We start from the raw sequence: 16,246 nt of genomic DNA, 5'->3' as shown, positions 1-16,246 counted from the left end.
ATGATCGAATTTAATCGCTGGCCGGAAGATTTCGCGGCCCGCTACCGGCAAAAAGGCTACTGGCAGGATTTGCCGCTCACTAACCTGATTACCCGACATGCGGAAAACGACGCCACCGCCATTATTGATGGTGACAGGCGCTACAGCTATCGTGAATTTAATCGCCTGGTGGATAATCTCGGCGCCTCGTTACAGCGTCAGGGCCTCCGGCGCGGCGAAACGGCGCTGGTGCATCTGGGGAATGTCGCGGAATTCTACATTACATTTTTTGCGCTGCTGCGTATCGGCGTCGCGCCGGTTAACGCGCTGTTCAGCCATCAGCGTAGCGAGCTGAACGCCTACGCCGCGCAGATTGCACCGGCTTTGTTGATTGCCGATCGCCAACATGCGCTGTTTGCGGATGATACGTTTCTTAACGCTTTCATTGCCCAACACGCGTCGGTACGTGCCGTGTTGCTGCTGAACGACAGCGGAGAGCAGAGCCTGACGGCGGCCATTGCGCGTCCGGCTGACAACTTTATCGCCAATCCGACACCGGCCGATGAAGTGGCGTTTTTCCAGCTTTCCGGCGGCAGTACCGGTACGCCGAAGCTTATTCCCCGCACCCATAACGATTACGACTACAGCATTCGCCGCAGTAATGAACTTTGCGGGATTAGCGCCGAAACACGCTATCTGAATGCGCTTCCCGCTGCGCATAACTACGCCATGAGTTCGCCGGGGTCGTTAGGCGTGTTTCTTGCCGGCGGCGTGGTGGTACTGGCCCACGATCCGAGCGCGACGTTATGCTTTCCGCTGATTGAAAAACACCAAATCAACGTAACCTCGCTGGTTCCCCCGGCGGTAAGCCTGTGGCTTCAGGAGATCCATAGCGCGGGCAGCAACTCTCAGTTGCAATCGCTACAACTGCTGCAGGTTGGCGGAGCGCGCCTGTCCGCGACGCTCGCCGCCCGTATCCCGGCGGAAATTGGCTGTCAGCTTCAGCAGGTCTTTGGTATGGCCGAGGGGCTGGTGAACTACACCCGTCTTAACGATAGCCTGGAGCGGATTATCAATACCCAGGGCTGCCCAATGTGCCCGGACGATGAAGTGTGGGTGGCGGACGCTGACGGTAATCCGCTGCCGCGCGGCGAAGTGGGGCGTCTGATGACCCGTGGCCCATACACCTTCCGCGGCTATTACAAGAGCCCGCAGCATAATACCGAAGCCTTTGATGCTAACGGTTTCTACTGTTCTGGCGATCTGATTTCGATCGATGAAGATGGCTATATCACCGTGCAGGGGCGGGAAAAAGATCAGATCAACCGCGGCGGTGAAAAGATCGCAGCGGAAGAGATCGAGAACCTGCTGCTGCGTCATCCTGCGGTGATCCACGCCGCGCTGGTGAGCATGGAAGACAGCCTGCTGGGTGAAAAGAGCTGTGCGTATCTGGTAGTGAGCGAACCTCTGCGCGCGGTGGCGGTACGCCGTTTCCTGCGCGAACAAGGGGTCGCCGAATTTAAACTTCCCGACCGCGTGGAGTGCGTTGATGCGCTGCCGCTAACGCCGGTGGGCAAAGTCGATAAAAAACAATTACGTCAGTGGCTGGCTGAACGCAAGCTGGGCTGAAGGAGAAGACAGAATGGCAATTCCTCAATTACAGGCTTACGCGCTGCCGGAAGCCAGCGATATCCCGGCGAACAAAGTGAACTGGGTATTTGAGCCGTCCCGCGCCGCGCTGTTAATCCACGATATGCAGGAGTATTTCCTCAATTTCTGGGGCGAGAATAGCGCGATGATGGAAAAAGTGGTGGCCAATATCGCCGCATTGCGCGATTTCTGCAGACAGAACGCTATTCCGGTCTTTTACACCGCGCAGCCGAAAGATCAGAGCGATGAAGATCGCGCGCTGCTCAACGATATGTGGGGGCCGGGTCTGACCCGCTCGCCGGAACAGCAGCAGGTTATCGCCGCTCTTGCACCGGATGAGCACGACACCGTACTGGTGAAGTGGCGCTATAGCGCGTTCCATCGCTCGCCGCTGGAAGAGATGCTGAAAGATATGGGGCGCGATCAACTCATCATCACCGGTGTTTATGCGCATATTGGCTGTATGACGACCGCGACCGATGCGTTTATGCGCGACATTAAACCGTTCTTCGTTGCCGATGCGCTGGCCGACTTTAGCCGTGAAGAGCACCTGATGGCGCTGAAATATGTCGCCGGACGTAGTGGCCGCGTGGTGATGACCGAAGAACTGCTGCCGTTGCCCGCGTCTAAAGCCGCGCTGCGCGCGCTGGTGCTGCCGCTGCTGGATGAATCCGATGAGCCACTGGACGATGAAAACCTTATCGATTACGGTCTGGATTCGGTGCGTATGATGGCGCTGGCCGCCCGCTGGCGTAAGGTTCATGGCGATATCGATTTCGTGGTGCTGGCGAAAAACCCGACCATCGATGCCTGGTGGGCGCTGCTTTCTCGTGAGGTGAAATAATGGCCGGACTGGATTTTCACGGTCAGACCGTGTGGGTTACCGGAGCAGGCAAAGGCATCGGCTACGCCACCGCGCTGGCGTTTGTTGACGCTGGCGCAACGGTGACGGGATTTGATCTGGCGTTTGACGGCGAGAGCTATCCGTTCGCCACCGAGACGCTGAACGTTGCCGACGCGCAGCAGGTGGCGCAGGTGTGCGGCCGTCTGCTGGAGAGCGTTGAGCGGCTTGATGTACTGGTTAATGCGGCGGGAATTTTGCGGATGGGGGCGACCGATACGCTGACTCTGGAAGAGTGGCAGCAGACTTTCGCGGTCAACGTCGGCGGAGCGTTTAATCTGTTCCAGCAGACGATGGCGCAGTTTCGTCGCCAGAAAGGCGGCGCGATCGTCACTGTGGCCTCCGACGCCGCGCATACCCCGCGCATCGGTATGAGCGCTTACGGCGCATCGAAAGCGGCGCTGAAGAGCCTGGCGCTGACTGTCGGCCTGGAGCTGGCGGGCAGCGGCGTGCGCTGTAATGTGGTTTCGCCTGGATCGACGGACACCGATATGCAGCGGACGCTGTGGGTCAGCGAAGATGCTGAACAGCAGCGGATTCGCGGCTTCGGCGAACAGTTTAAGCTGGGTATTCCGCTGGGGAAAATTGCCCGCCCGCAGGAGATTGCGGATACTATCCTGTTCCTCGCTTCCGATCACGCAAGCCATATCACGCTGCAGGATATCGTGGTGGACGGCGGCTCCACGCTGGGGGCGTAAATGGCCTGGAAACGTCAAATGACGCTGGATGAGCTCAACGCTACCAGCGCAAATACCATGGTGGCGCATCTGGGGATCGTTTATACCCGCCTGGAAGAGGGCGTGCTGGAGGCGGAAATGCCGGTTGATGCGCGTACTCATCAGCCGTTTGGCCTGCTGCACGGCGGTGCGTCGGCGGCGCTGGCGGAGACGCTGGGTTCCATGGCGGGATGGCTGATGACCGAAGAGGGCCAGTGCGTGGTGGGAACCGAACTCAACGCCACCCATCACCGGGCGGTCTCCAGCGGCAAAGTCCGCGGCGAATGCCGACCGCTGCACCTGGGACGTCAGGGCCAGAGCTGGGAAATCACCATCTTCGACGAAAGAGGAAGGCGCTGCTGCACCTGTCGCCTGGGCACGATGGTACTTGGCTGAGGTATCCTTTTCCCCGTTAGGTCGTATCCTGACGGGGAACGTAACCGTAATGCGGCCTCAGGGACGTAACCGCGATCCGGGAAGCGTTATCGATAACCATTTTCATTTATTTTCCTGCCAGAAGTGATCTCGCTTGCAATGTGAGATAAATCCTTGCTGCCAGGCGACATCTGTATCGTTTCAGAGTTGTTAGAATCCGCATTGTGTTCTAGAAACAAATTGTAACATCCTGCTTATCCTACCTGTGGAACACAATGATGAATAATTCAGGGAAATACCTCATCTGGACACTGCTCTCCGTTATCGGAGCCTTTGCCCTTGGTTATATCGCGCTAAATCGTGGAGAACAGATCAACGCGCTATGGATTGTCGTCGCGGCAGTCTGCGTTTATCTGATCGCCTATCGTTTCTATGGACTGTATATCGCCAACAATGTGCTGTCGGTCGACCCGACGCGGATGACCCCGGCGGTGCGTCACAATGATGGCCTCGACTATGTGCCGACCGATAAAAAAGTGCTGTTCGGTCACCATTTTGCGGCTATTGCCGGAGCGGGGCCGCTGGTTGGCCCGGTGCTGGCGGCGCAAATGGGCTACCTGCCGGGGATGATCTGGCTTCTCGCCGGCGTCGTGTTGGCCGGGGCGGTACAGGACTTTATGGTGCTGTTCGTTTCCACCCGTCGCGACGGGCGTTCGCTCGGCGAACTGGTGAAAGAAGAGATGGGCCCGGCCGCTGGTGTACTGGCGCTGGTGGCCTGTTTTATGATTATGGTGATTATCCTCGCGGTGCTGGCGATGATCGTGGTGAAAGCGCTGACCCACAGCCCGTGGGGAACCTACACCGTGGCCTTCACCATTCCGCTGGCGATTTTCATGGGTATTTATATTCGCTATCTGCGTCCCGGCCGCATTGGCGAGGTGTCGGTGATTGGTCTGGTGATGCTGGTATTCGCCATCATTTCCGGCGGCTGGGTGGCGGAAAGCCCCACCTGGGCGCCGTGGTTTGATTATACCGGCGTGCAGTTAACCTGGATTCTGGTGGGTTACGGCTTTATTGCCGCTGTGCTGCCGGTGTGGCTGCTGCTGGCTCCGCGGGACTACCTCTCTACTTTCCTGAAAATCGGCACCATCGTGGGGCTGGCGATTGGTATCCTGATTATGCGCCCGACCCTGACCATGCCCGCGCTGACTAAGTTTATCGACGGTACCGGCCCGGTGTGGAGCGGCGATCTGTTCCCGTTCCTGTTTATTACCATTGCCTGCGGCGCGGTGTCCGGCTTCCATGCCCTGATCTCTTCCGGCACCACGCCGAAAATGCTGGCCAATGAAGGGCAAGCCTGCTTTATCGGCTATGGCGGCATGCTGATGGAGTCCTTCGTGGCGATTATGGCGCTGGTGGCGGCCTGTGTTATTGATCCGGGCGTCTACTTTGCGATGAACAGTCCGATGGCGGTGCTGGCGCCGGCAGGTGTGGTCGATGTGGTGGCATCGGCGGCGCAGGTGGTAAGCGGTTGGGGCTTTACGGTGACGCCGGATACGCTCCACCAGATAGCCAACGAAGTGGGTGAACAGTCGATCATTTCCCGTGCGGGCGGCGCGCCGACCCTGGCGGTGGGGATGGCCTATATTCTGCACGGTGCGTTGGGCGGCCTGATGGACGTCTCGTTCTGGTATCACTTCGCGATTCTGTTCGAGGCGCTGTTTATCCTGACGGCGGTGGATGCGGGAACGCGGGCGGCGCGCTTTATGCTCCAGGACCTGCTGGGCGTAATCAGCCCCGGATTGAAGCAAACCAGCTCCCTGCCAGCCAACCTGCTGGCGACGGCGCTGTGCGTGCTGGCGTGGGGATACTTCCTGCATCAGGGCGTCGTTGACCCGCTCGGCGGTATCAATACCCTGTGGCCGCTGTTTGGTATCGCCAACCAGATGCTGGCAGGGATGGCGCTGATGCTCTGTGCGGTGGTACTGTTTAAGATGAAACGCCAGCGCTATGCGTGGGTGGCGCTGTTGCCGACCGCCTGGCTGCTGATTTGTACCCTGACGGCGGGCTGGCAGAAATCCTTCAGTCCCGATACTAAAGTCGGGTTCCTGGCGATAGCTAATAAGTTTCAGGCGATGATCGATAGCGGTAATATCCCGTCACAGTACAGTGAATCGCAACTGGCGCAATTGGTGTTTAACAACCGTCTGGATGCCGGTCTGACCATCTTCTTTATGGTAGTGGTTGTGGTGCTGGCGCTGTTCTCCATTAAGACCGCGCTGGCGGCGCTGAAAGAGGACAAACCGACGGCGAAAGAGACCCCTTACCAGGCGATGCCTGCTGATGCAGATAACCTGGTGACTCAGGTTAAACGTGCCCACTAAGGCGTGACTTTATCGCCCTCTTTGTGAGAAGGAGGGCGATTATGAGAGTTGAAAATGTTTGATACCCTTTCGAAAGCGGGAAAATATTTAGGTCAGGCGGCGAAAATGATGATCGGCGTGCCGGATTACGACAACTATGTCGCACATATTCGTGCGACACATCCTGAGCAGACACCAATGACTTACGAGGAATTTTTCCGCGAACGTCAGGATGCGCGCTACGGTGGAAAAGGCGGCGCGAAGTGCTGCTAGGCTGGAAGCGTTAGGCCACGCTTCTGCATGACTTGCCGCTTATCCGGGCCCGTCAGACTGTGCGGTTCGCGCCTTAAGGCGCAGCCCAACGACCGCTTGCGGCGTTCACGAAGACGGATACATCCTCTTTATGGGTAATGCGGATCAGTTAAGGGCGGTCAGTTGTGTTTATGGCTGGCTGAGCGGTTCTGTTAATCGGTGGTTATGGCGAACATGGCGTATTCATCGTTTTCACCCATTTGATTCAGCGGCCTGTTCCGTTCACGGGTAATACGAGGATATTCGTTATATCCACAGCGTGTGAACGGGCAGGGGGACGTTTCGCCCGTCCCCCTGCACCCCCGGCATTGCGCTGAAAACCTGCCGCTGCGCGGTCCGCTCCACTCCGGCTTCATCTGGCGGACCGGGCGGGACTCGACGTCCCTGTCTCGACCCTTCCTCTGGCCGCCGTCCTGGCGGCCAGTCCTGGATGCGCGCCTGCGTTCCCGCCAGGTTTCCTTGATGCGCCCAACCCCCATGCGGTGAGTCCGTTATTCGTCAGTGGCTTTTCAGAGGCTGAAAATCATAAAAAAAGTTATATCCTTTATATTTCAGCCCGTATCAGCTCAGTTAGTGAATCAACCGAATTAGATTTTCGTTTAAACCACCGATAATGCGATTGCCGCTGGCAAATAAAACCGAAGACAACGCCGATGATTTGCTTAAGTGAACGGCATTGTCTTTACGGGGGGCATTCGAGCGCCTCCGCCGGGCGGCAGAGGCGTGTATAACAACGCAGTTAACCGGCGAAACGCTCAACTTTTTCAAACGCGGCGCGCAGGGTTTCGGCGTTCAGCGCAACCGGCAGAAAATGGATGGACTCCACCGGGCGCAGGGTATGGGCAATCACCTTATCCAGATCTTCACGATTGTTGATATCGACTTCCAGCGCGGCCAGCGTAGTTGGCAGATTAAAGCGCTGATACGCCTGCACCAGCTGTGCCAGCACTTCGTCCTGACCGAGCAGGGCGCTCTGCACCAGAATGCCGTAGGCGACTTTGGTGCCGTGGAGATACTTTTCCGTCTGCGGCAGTACCGTCAGGCCGTTATGCACCGCATGGGCGGCGGCGACGCGGGTATAGCGCTCGCCTAAGCCGCCGACCATACCGCCGCCAGCGATAATCGCATCCACCACATCGCGGAAAGTCTGCGTGAGTTCACCGCGCTGCTGGTCGGCCAGCGCGGTTTCGCTGCTTTCCAGCAGCACATCGCGGATTGCCAGCGCGCCATTAATGCCGAGGCGCACGGTGAGCGGCAGCGTTTCCGGCTGCGGGGCCAGTACCACCGCTTCATACCATTTCGCCAGCGTATCGCCGATCCCCGCCAGCAGATACTCCGCCGGCGCGTTGAGGATAATCTGCGGCTCCACCAGAACAAGGAAGTTGGCGTCGTCAAAGATTTCGAATTGCAGCGCCTGACCGGCATCGTTGTACCACACCGACAGCGGCGTCCACGCCGCGCAGGTGGCGGCGATGGTGGGGATCGCCACCACCGGCAGACCGAGGCGGCGGGCCAGCGCTTTGGCGGTATCCAGCAGCGCGCCGCCGCCGACGCCAATTACCACTGAGCGATCGTCGCCGGCCTCGCAGGCCAGTTTGCTGACATCGCTTTCGCTGCAATGCCCTTTAAATAAGATTTTTTTCGCACCGACTGCGTTAAAGGTATCCGGGAGGAAAGCCTGCGCGCCAGCGATAGCCCGCTCGCCATAAACCCACACCGCGCGTGAAAGCTGCTCTGCGCTGTAAAAATCATGTAATCGGGTAAGGCTGCCGGGATGGGAGTAGTAGTTGGCGGGGCCGGGGACCACGCGGATATCGCTATGACACATAAATGTTGTCCTTATTCTGTTTCGCTAACCTGATGTTATGTCTGGACATCCGGATGGCTAATAATATTTCGTTTTATCTTATGCCTTTTATGCATTTGTCAGTCAAGGGCAGCTATGAAAAATTCGTTAAATCAGAAGATTAATCGACAGGGTACAGGAGATGACCGGCAATCGCCTTGAGATGCAAAACATTAGCCTGGCTTTTTCCGGCTTTCGGGCGCTGAGTAACGTCTCTTTCACGCTGAAGGGCGGTTCAGTACATGCGCTGACCGGAGCCAACGGCGCGGGTAAATCCACGCTGATGGCGGTGCTATGTGGTACGCACGCCCACTATGAAGGTGAGGTGATTATCAACAATCATCCGGTAAGCATTCGTTCGCCGCGCGATGCCAAACAGCTCGGCATTCATCTGGTGCAGCAGGAGGTCGATGTTGCGCTGGTGCCAGGTCTGAGCATTGCGGAAAACATTATGCTCGACCGGCTGGCGGAGCCGGGTATCGCCTTTCGCTGGGGGCGACTGCGCCAGCTGGCGCGCGAGGCGCTGACTCAACTTGACGTCACCCTTGACGTGCGGCGTTCAATCGAGAGCTGTTCGCTGGCGGAAAAACAGCAAATCCTGCTGGCCCGCGCCCTGTCTCACCATTGCCGCTTTCTGATTCTTGACGAGCCTACTGCGCCGCTGGACCAAAACGAAAGCGAGCGCCTGTTTGCGGTGGTTCGCCGCCTGCAGCAGCAGGGTATTGGCGTGGTGTTTATCTCACACCGCATTCATGAGTTAAAAGCGATTTGCGACACCCTGACGGTGTTGCGCGATGGTTGCCTGGTTGAGAGCGGGCCGATGGCTGAACTGAGCGGCGAACAGATCGTCGAGAAGATGCTCGGCCATGAACTCCGCGATATCTTCCCGCCGAAGCGTCCCCCGCATAGCGATGAGGTGCTGTTGCAGATCGACGGTCTGCATGACGAAAAGCTGCTACAGGGGATCTCGCTGCGTCTGCGTAAAGGGGAAATTCTCGGCATTGCCGGGCTGGCGGGCGCCGGGAAAACCGAACTGTGTAAGGCGCTGTTTGGCGCCAGCAAATGTCGCCTGACGCGCGGGGAACTCAATAACCAGCCGTGGCGACCGCGCGATCCAGCGGATTCGGTGGCTCGCGGCCTGGCGCTGGTGCCGGAAGAGCGGCGCAAAGAGGGGATCTTTATCGAAGAGCCGGTGGCGATGAATCTGGCGGTCAGCGCCGATAACAGCTTCTCCCGCTGGAGCCTGTTTGGTCATCGTCAGGCCTGGCACTGGGCGGAAGAGGTGATCGCCCGCGTGGGGATCCGCACTTCCGGACCGGCGCAGACCCTGCGACGTCTCTCCGGCGGCAATCAGCAGAAAGTGGCGATCGGCAAATGGCTGCGCGGCAACGCCAATGTGCTGATTTTCGATGAGCCGACCAAAGGCGTTGATGTGAAAGCGAAAACGGATTTGTTCAATCTGATTGATGGTCTGGCGCGGGAAGGCAAAGGGGTGATTTACGCCTCGGGCGAATTCGCCGAACTGGTTGGCCTGTGCGATCGCATCTGCGTGCTGTGGGACGGGCGCATCGTTGCAGAAATTCCGGGCGATGAGGCCCGGGAAGAGAACATTCTTTATTACTCCACCGGAGGAGCAGCAGCGTGAGCAAGGCCCTGACAGTTAACGCGGCGGTATCAGGCCGTCAGCGATTTTTCGATTTTCTCTACAAATGGGGCATGCTGCTGACCGTGGTGTTGCTGATTGCCGTTTTTGGCCTGGCATCGGACAACTTCCTTGACCCGTTTAACATTATCAATATCCTGCGCTCCATTGCTATTGTGACGGTGATTGCCATCGGCGTGTCGATCTCGCTGACGGTCGGCGGTTTTGATCTTTCGGTGGGCTCAACCGCCTCGCTGGCTAATGCGCTGGTCATCTCACTCTTTGTCTGGCACGGCTTTGGCGCCACCGAGGCAATTGTTGTCACCCTGGCACTCTGTACTCTTGTGGGGCTGTTTAACGCGTTTCTGATTGTGATCCTGCGTATTCCCGACATGCTGGCGACGCTTGCCAGTCTGTTCGTGATTCAGGGCGTGGCGATGACCTATAGCTATGGCGGGTCGATCACCGAAAACATGGTACTGCCGAGCGGGGATATGGCAGAGGGCACTATTCCAGCCGCGTTCGGTTTGCTGGGACAGGTGCCGACGATTGTCATCATTATGCTGGTGGTGACCGTCATCGCCCAGCTAGCGCTCTCTTTCACTACCCACGGGCGGCGGATGTACGCCATTGGCGGCAACCCGGAAGCGGCGCGTCTCTCCGGCCTGCGGATCACCCGTTACAAAGTGGCGGCTTATGTGATCGCGTCTCTGCTGGCCGGGCTCGGCGGCATTCTTCTGGCCTCGCGCATTGGATCATCGCAGGTCAACGCCGGTAGCGGCTACCTGATGGATGCGGTGGCGGCGGCATGGATCGGCTTCTCGCTGGCCGGTAGCGGTAAGCCGAACGCCCTCGGGACGCTGGTAGGCGCGGTGATTTTGGGCGTGCTCTCCAATGGTCTGGTGATGCTCTCGGTGCCGTATTACGCAATGGACATTATTAAAGGGCTGGTGCTGGCTGGCGCGCTTGCACTGACTTATTTTCAGCGCCGCACCTAACATTTTACAGGGCAAACACTATGAAAAAGATAACGCTTTCACTCATCGCATTAGGGTTGTTTAATTCTGCGGCGGCCTTTGCTGAAACGCCAGCGCCAGTTCCGGCGGCGATTGCCGAACATCACGGCCCGATTCGTATTGCGGTGATCCGTAACCTCGGTTCCGACGATAACACCACTCAGTTTGTCGCCGGAGCGATTCAGGAGGGGAAAAAGCTCGGTTTTAAAATCAGCACCTTCCTCAGCAATGGCGATGATGCCAAATTTCAGGATTTCGTAAACCAGGCCATCAGCCAGAAATATGACGGCATTATTCTTTCTCAGGCACGCGATCCCTATGCTACCGCGCTGGTGAAAAAAGCCGTGGATGCCGGGATTAAAGTATCGGTCTTTGATACTGCGATCAATGGCGAGATCCCTGGCGTGACCGTGACTCAGCAGGATGATGCTTCCCTGACGGAACTCTCGTTTGGCCAACTGGTGAAAGATTTCCACGGCAAAGCCAATATCATCAAACTGTGGGTCGCAGGTTTCCCGCCGATGGAGCGTCGTCAGGCCGCTTATCAGACGCTGCTTAAACAAAATCCCGGCATTAAGGAGCTGGAATCCATCGGCGCCGTCTCTTCCGATGTGCAGGGCGATACCGCCAACAAAGTCGGCGCGATCTTAGCCAAATACCCGAAAGGCAAAATTGATGCCATCTGGGGAACCTGGGATGCTTTCAGCCAGGGCGCTTATAAGGCGCTGAAAGAGAATGGTCGCACTGAGATCAAACTCTACAGCATTGATATTTCCAACCAGGATCTGCAACTGATGCGCGAACCCGGCAGCCCGTGGAAAGTGAGCGTGGCGGTGGATCCGAAGCTTATCGGCGCCACTAACGTGCGCCTGATCGCCAATAAGATTGCCGGTGAAGTGACCCCGGCGACCTACGACTTTAAAGCGGCGGCGATTCCGCAGGCGCTGCTGGCGGCGCAACCTGGGGCGGTCAACGTCGCCTCGCTGGGGAAAATTATTCCGGGCTGGGGCCAGACTGAAGATTTTGTCGCCCCGTGGTTTGCTACGCTGGAAGCAAAAAACAAGTAATCCCGCAGGCGCTGCGCTTACCGGGCCAGTGATATTGTTGGCCGGATAAGGCGCAGCCGCCATCCGGCAAAAGGAGCTTAAGGTGACTGAATTACCATGTCCCGAATATAGCCGTAATATGCGGCTGATTGGGCACAGCGATCAGGGGGGACGTCCGGACGGCGTTCAGTTGATGGTGCACCGTGGCTTTGCCTATATTGGCCATATGGTGTCGCAGGGGTTTTCAGTGGTGGACGTGCGCGATCCTAAAAATCCGCGCACGGTCAATTATATCGCCGCGCCGCCGGGTACCTGGAACGTCCATTTACAGGCGCACGACGATCTACTGCTGGTGATCAACGCAAGGGATCTTTTTGCCGATACGCGCTTTGCCGATGAGAAGGTTTACTACACCCGCTCGGTGGGCGAGACGGTCAGCGATGTACAGGATCGGGGCTGGCGCGCCGGGCTGCGGATTTTTGATATTTCGACCCCGGATACACCGCGCGAAATCAGCTTTCTGTCGCTGAACGGGATCGGTATTCATCGGATCTGGTACGTCGGCGGACGCTGGGCCTACGTTTCCGCGCTGATCGACGGTTTTAGCGACTACATCTTCCTGACTATCGATCTGGCCGACCCACGCAAGCCGGAAGTCGCCGGACGCTGGTGGCTGCCGGGAATGAATCAGGCGGCGGGCGAAACCCCGCAGTGGCCGGAAGGTAAGCGCTACGCGCTGCACCACGCGATTATCGCCGGGGATACCGCCTACGGTAGCTGGCGCGATGGCGGTCTGACGCTGCTTGATATTAAAGATCGCACTCAGCCGAAGCTGATTAGTCACCGTAACTGGAGCCCGCCGTTTGGCGGCGGCACGCACACCGCGTTGCCGCTGCCGGACCGGGATCTGCTGGTGGTGCTTGATGAGGCGGTGCTGGATAACCAGCAGGACGGCGAGAAACTGATCTGGTTGTTTGATATTCGCGACCCGGCGAACCCGGTGAGTATCTCCACCTTCCCGCAGCCGGATGAGACGGACTATGTGGCGAAAGGGGCGCATTTCGGCCCGCATAATCTGCATGAGAACCGCCCTGGCAGCTTTATTAGCTCAACGCTGATTTTTGCCACTTACCAGAATGCGGGAGTGCGTGCTTACGATATTTCCAATCCTTATCGACCGGTGGAAACCGGGGCGCTGGTGCCCGCCGCGCCAGCGAAAATGATGGATACCCGCCCCGGGCGTCCGCGGGTGATCCAGTCCTGCGACGTGTTTGTCGATGCGCAGGGGATTATCTACAGCACCGACTATAATGGCGGACTGTCGGTGATTGAGTATCTGGGGTAGCTTTTTGCCGGGCGGCGCAGTGATTACCCGGTGGGTAAACGCCCGGACTGTAGGCCGGGCAAGGCGTCAGGCGCCGCCCGGCAGATAACGCGTCAACCGTGCTGACGAATGCGGGCGATCAGCTCTTCGACACTGTCGATTCGCCCGGCAATCACAATCAGCGTTTTACCCAGGGCGATGGCGTGGCGCAGACATTCGTGGCGCATGGCTTCGTCCTGAATCGTGTCGATATCGGCAACGTGGGACAGCCCGACGCTGCGGCGAATCAGCTCGGTTCCGCAGAAGCCAATCGCATCGGCCCACACGTTTTTCAGAAACGCGGAGGCATAGCCGGGATAAGCCAGCGCTGCGTCGTGGGTTTTCTCCGCCGCCAGCGCCTGGAAACGTTCGGCGAAGGTATTCCAGAATTGCTGAATATCGCAGAGGCGCTGTTCGCGGGCGGCGGCGGCATCGCGAATGCCCAGATGCCCCGGCAGACCGCAATAATTGAGCAGCAGATTGCCGATGGCGGTGCCGATATCGAAGCCCATGGGGCCGAAATAACCGAACTCGGCGTCGATAGCTTTAAAGCTGCCCTCGGCGACGAAAATCGATCCGCTGTGAATATCGCCGTGCAGCAGCGCTTCGGCATGGGAGAAGAAACGGTGCTTCAGCGCGGCAACGGCCAGTTTGAGCTGCGCGTCATCACGCAGGGCGGCAACGTCGGCTTCCAGCGCGGACGGATAGTTATTGCGCTCGTGAACCTGATACGGGTCGTTAAAGAACAGGTCTTCGGTGATTTCGCACATTTCCGGATTGATAAATTGCGCCACCAGGGCTTTTTTCTGATGCGGATGCAGATAAAAGTCGCTGGTATGGAACAACACCCGGGCCAGATATTCTCCCAGTTGGCTGGCGGCGAGCGGGTAGTACACGTTGTTAATCAACTCACCGCGCCAGATGCGGTGATCGGAGAGATCTTCCATCACCATGACCGCCAGTTCGGGATCAAAATGCACAATGTGCACCGTGTGCTGCGGGCAGTGCTGATAGTGGGCGACCAGGGTTTGCGCCTCAAGACGGGCGCGGTCGAGGGTCAGCGGCCAGGATTCCCCCACGCAGCGCACGTAGGGCAGGGCCTGCTTAACAATAATCCGGCTAACGCCCTGCGTATCAAAAATTTTAAACACCAGGTTAAGGTTGCCGTCGCCCACTTCCTGTGCGGACACCAGTTCTGACGGGTTCTCGAGTCCGCCAAATTGTTGTGCGTAAGCCACCGCATCGCTGGCTGTGAAAGTATGGTATTGCGACATTACCTCGATCCTCAAAATTCTGATTAAGCCATTCAGACGTCTATACTTCTGGATTCCATCCTGACACAATGTGATACAACAACGCAACAGGGATTTAACTAAATGCAGAGACTACAGACCACCAGCCTGCGGGTGAGCGAAAATCAGTTGTTTATTCTTGACCAGCAGGCCCTGCCGCAGGAAAAGCGCTGGCTGGCGGCGGATAGCGTTCCCCTTCTGGTGGATCACATTCTTGCGCTGCGGGTGCGCGGCGCGCCGCTGATTGGCCTCTCCGCCAGCCTGCTGCTGGCGCTGCTGGCTCAGCGTGGGCTGAGCCGCGACGAGCTGTCCGGGGCGCTGGAGACGCTGCGCGCCGCGCGTCCGACGGCGGTGAACCTGATGAATAATCTTGACCGCATGAAGCTGACGCTGGCGGAAGATAACTATCCTCAGGCGCTGGAAGTGGAAGCGCTGCGCCTGATCGAGGAAGATAAACAACTTTGCGCCCGCATTGCGGAGGCGGGTAGCGCGCTGGTGACACCGGGCAGCCGCCTGTTAACCCACTGCAATACCGGCGGTCTGGCGACGGCGGGAGTGGGGACCGCGCTGGGGGTGATAGCGCTGGCGCATCAGCAGGGGAAAGTGGCGAACGTGTGGGTGGATGAAACCCGGCCTCTGTTACAGGGCGGGCGGCTGACTGCCTGGGAACTGGGGGAACTGGGCGTACCGTATCGGCTGATTACCGATTCGATGGCCGCCAGCCTGATGGCTCGGGGAGAGGTTGACGCGGTGTGGGTCGGTGCTGACCGTATCGCCGCCAATGGTGATGTGGCGAATAAAATCGGCACCTATTCGCTGGCGGTACTGGCAAAGTATCACCAGATCCCGTTTTACGTCGCCGCGCCGCAGACCACCCTTGATCGCCATTGTCCGAACGGCGCTGCCATTCCCATTGAACAGCGAGCCGCAGCGGAAGTCACTGGCGTCACCGGCAGTTTCGGCGCGGTTCAGTGGGCGCCGAAAGAGGCTGAAGTCTACAATCCGGCATTTGACGTCACGCCTGCGACGCTGATTAGCGGCTGGGTGCTGGATAGCGGCGTGGTGACCCCGCAGCAGGTGGCGGCCGGGGCGTTCGCGCCAGAAAGAGCCTGAGAAGGGATTAAAGCGCGAAGCGGTTGTTGTTCGGGGTTATCGACAGCCGCAATTGATAACAGTAAAGCGGCTAAACGCGACGCCGGGCAATTTCAGAAGAAGGCGTTGTCAGCAATCTGCAACAGAACCCGGTTTTGTCTTCGTCGGTTTTGATTAGCCGCCCGTTCCGTTCAGACCCGCATCAGGCGCCTTATCGCCCGGCGAGAGCCGCAGATGAGCGTGTTTTCAGGACGAGGTGCCGTTCTCCATCGCTGCCCGGTAATGTTCTTCCATCGCATCAAGCGCGGCCTGGTTTTCCAGCCCCCACTGATACATCTGCTCGATGGGCCAGGCGAAGGTTTTGCCCAAACCGGTCAGCTCATATTCCACTTTTGGCGGCACGACAGGATATACATGGCGGCTAATCAGCCCGCGCATCTCCAGTTCGCGCAGAGTCTGGATCAGCATCTTTTTGGAAATGCCCTGCAGGCTGCGCTGTAGTTCAGCGGTGCGGCAGCGATGATTCGGCCAGTGCCACAGGGCGTGCAGCACCATGGAAGACCATTTTACGGAAAAAAGATCCATCAGCCGTCGCGGGGCGGAATCGGCATAAAAACAGAGTTTGCCATCGACGATAACCGGCATTTTCGCTC

The 16,246-nt window shown here is 58.1% G+C and carries 14 protein-coding genes; 11 read left to right on the top strand and 3 right to left on the bottom strand.

Annotation, left to right across the window (positions count from 1 at the left end):
- The 6 genes from entE (at position 1) to FN037_RS05340 (ending at position 6,257) form a co-directional block, all read left to right on the top strand.
- Positions 1–1,608: a (2,3-dihydroxybenzoyl)adenylate synthase EntE gene (gene entE / locus FN037_RS05365; protein WP_142501879.1), complete on the top strand. Its 1,608-nt coding sequence runs from the start codon at positions 1–3 to the stop codon at positions 1,606–1,608.
- Positions 1,609–1,621: 13 nt separating this feature from the next.
- The gene (gene entB, locus FN037_RS05360) at positions 1,622–2,473 is read left to right on the top strand and encodes an enterobactin biosynthesis bifunctional isochorismatase/aryl carrier protein EntB (protein ID WP_142501688.1); all 852 of its coding nucleotides are present in this window, start codon (positions 1,622–1,624) and stop codon (positions 2,471–2,473) included.
- Complete coding sequence (gene entA, locus FN037_RS05355; protein ID WP_138360024.1) at positions 2,473–3,228, top strand: 2,3-dihydro-2,3-dihydroxybenzoate dehydrogenase EntA; 756 nt, start codon at positions 2,473–2,475, stop codon at positions 3,226–3,228. The genes entB and entA overlap by 1 nt, the downstream gene beginning before the upstream one ends.
- Positions 3,229–3,642 carry a proofreading thioesterase EntH gene (entH, locus tag FN037_RS05350; RefSeq protein WP_138360023.1) on the top strand — a complete coding sequence of 138 codons (414 nt, stop codon included), beginning with the start codon at positions 3,229–3,231 and terminating at the stop codon, positions 3,640–3,642.
- Between the two features lie 257 nt (positions 3,643–3,899).
- Entirely contained in the window at positions 3,900–6,005 is a 2,106-nt protein-coding gene (gene cstA / locus FN037_RS05345) for a pyruvate/proton symporter CstA (protein ID WP_142501878.1), read from the top strand.
- Positions 6,006–6,059: 54 nt separating this feature from the next.
- Positions 6,060–6,257 (top strand): YbdD/YjiX family protein, encoded by a 198-nt coding sequence (locus FN037_RS05340; RefSeq protein ID WP_138360022.1) that lies wholly within the window; start codon positions 6,060–6,062, stop codon positions 6,255–6,257.
- A gap of 778 nt (positions 6,258–7,035) precedes the next feature.
- Here FN037_RS05340 and FN037_RS05335 read toward each other — a convergent pair.
- Positions 7,036–8,124: an oxidoreductase gene (locus FN037_RS05335; protein WP_142501687.1), complete on the bottom strand. Its 1,089-nt coding sequence runs from the start codon at positions 8,122–8,124 to the stop codon at positions 7,036–7,038.
- A 160-nt stretch (positions 8,125–8,284) separates the two neighbouring features.
- On the opposite strand from FN037_RS05335, the gene FN037_RS05330 reads away from it, so the two are divergent.
- The 4 genes from FN037_RS05330 (at position 8,285) to FN037_RS05315 (ending at position 13,191) form a co-directional block, all read left to right on the top strand.
- Entirely contained in the window at positions 8,285–9,787 is a 1,503-nt protein-coding gene (locus tag FN037_RS05330; RefSeq protein ID WP_142501686.1) for a sugar ABC transporter ATP-binding protein, read from the top strand.
- Positions 9,784–10,782: an ABC transporter permease gene (locus tag FN037_RS05325; protein WP_138360733.1), complete on the top strand. Its 999-nt coding sequence runs from the start codon at positions 9,784–9,786 to the stop codon at positions 10,780–10,782. The genes FN037_RS05330 and FN037_RS05325 overlap by 4 nt, the downstream gene beginning before the upstream one ends.
- Before the next feature lie 20 nt (positions 10,783–10,802).
- Positions 10,803–11,867 carry a sugar ABC transporter substrate-binding protein gene (locus FN037_RS05320; protein WP_138360732.1) on the top strand — a complete coding sequence of 355 codons (1,065 nt, stop codon included), beginning with the start codon at positions 10,803–10,805 and terminating at the stop codon, positions 11,865–11,867.
- A gap of 82 nt (positions 11,868–11,949) precedes the next feature.
- Positions 11,950–13,191, top strand: a complete 1,242-nt coding sequence (locus FN037_RS05315) for an LVIVD repeat-containing protein (protein WP_142501685.1) — start codon at positions 11,950–11,952, stop codon at positions 13,189–13,191.
- Positions 13,192–13,283: 92 nt separating this feature from the next.
- On the opposite strand, the gene mtnK is transcribed toward FN037_RS05315, so the two are convergent.
- A complete protein-coding gene (gene mtnK / locus FN037_RS05310; protein WP_142501684.1) occupies positions 13,284–14,483 on the bottom strand; it encodes an S-methyl-5-thioribose kinase in 1,200 nt (399 codons plus the stop codon).
- 102 nt (positions 14,484–14,585) lie between these two features.
- Between mtnK and mtnA the strand changes: the two genes are divergently transcribed.
- A complete protein-coding gene (gene mtnA / locus FN037_RS05305; protein WP_142501683.1) occupies positions 14,586–15,614 on the top strand; it encodes an S-methyl-5-thioribose-1-phosphate isomerase in 1,029 nt (342 codons plus the stop codon).
- A gap of 225 nt (positions 15,615–15,839) precedes the next feature.
- Here mtnA and FN037_RS05300 read toward each other — a convergent pair whose 3' ends face one another.
- Complete coding sequence (locus FN037_RS05300) at positions 15,840–16,238, bottom strand: winged helix-turn-helix transcriptional regulator (protein WP_138360728.1); 399 nt, start codon at positions 16,236–16,238, stop codon at positions 15,840–15,842.
- Positions 16,239–16,246: the final 8 nt, after the last annotated feature.

It is taken from the genome of Klebsiella sp. 2680, from assembly GCF_900198535.1.
GTDB classification, from domain to species: Bacteria; Pseudomonadota; Gammaproteobacteria; order Enterobacterales; family Enterobacteriaceae; genus Klebsiella; species Klebsiella indica.
Note: the sequence above shows the minus strand (reverse complement) of the source record. Positions and strands in the feature narration are given on the sequence as shown.

What these genes read in the sequence shown, in the direction of transcription:
- entB (WP_142501688.1), top strand. Translation starts at nt 1,622, where the DNA reads ATGGCAATTCCTCAATTACAGGCTTACGCGCTGCCGGAAGCCAGCGAT.
- entE (WP_142501879.1), top strand. Translation starts at nt 1, where the DNA reads ATGATCGAATTTAATCGCTGGCCGGAAGATTTCGCGGCCCGCTACCGG.
- FN037_RS05330 (WP_142501686.1), top strand. Translation starts at nt 8,285, where the DNA reads ATGACCGGCAATCGCCTTGAGATGCAAAACATTAGCCTGGCTTTTTCC.
- entH (WP_138360023.1), top strand. Translation starts at nt 3,229, where the DNA reads ATGGCCTGGAAACGTCAAATGACGCTGGATGAGCTCAACGCTACCAGC.
- FN037_RS05300 (WP_138360728.1), bottom strand. Translation starts at nt 16,238, where the DNA reads ATGCCGGTTATCGTCGATGGCAAACTCTGTTTTTATGCCGATTCCGCC.
- FN037_RS05335 (WP_142501687.1), bottom strand. Translation starts at nt 8,124, where the DNA reads ATGTGTCATAGCGATATCCGCGTGGTCCCCGGCCCCGCCAACTACTAC.
- cstA (WP_142501878.1), top strand. Translation starts at nt 3,900, where the DNA reads ATGAATAATTCAGGGAAATACCTCATCTGGACACTGCTCTCCGTTATC.
- FN037_RS05320 (WP_138360732.1), top strand. Translation starts at nt 10,803, where the DNA reads ATGAAAAAGATAACGCTTTCACTCATCGCATTAGGGTTGTTTAATTCT.
- FN037_RS05340 (WP_138360022.1), top strand. Translation starts at nt 6,060, where the DNA reads ATGTTTGATACCCTTTCGAAAGCGGGAAAATATTTAGGTCAGGCGGCG.
- mtnK (WP_142501684.1), bottom strand. Translation starts at nt 14,483, where the DNA reads ATGTCGCAATACCATACTTTCACAGCCAGCGATGCGGTGGCTTACGCA.
- entA (WP_138360024.1), top strand. Translation starts at nt 2,473, where the DNA reads ATGGCCGGACTGGATTTTCACGGTCAGACCGTGTGGGTTACCGGAGCA.
- mtnA (WP_142501683.1), top strand. Translation starts at nt 14,586, where the DNA reads ATGCAGAGACTACAGACCACCAGCCTGCGGGTGAGCGAAAATCAGTTG.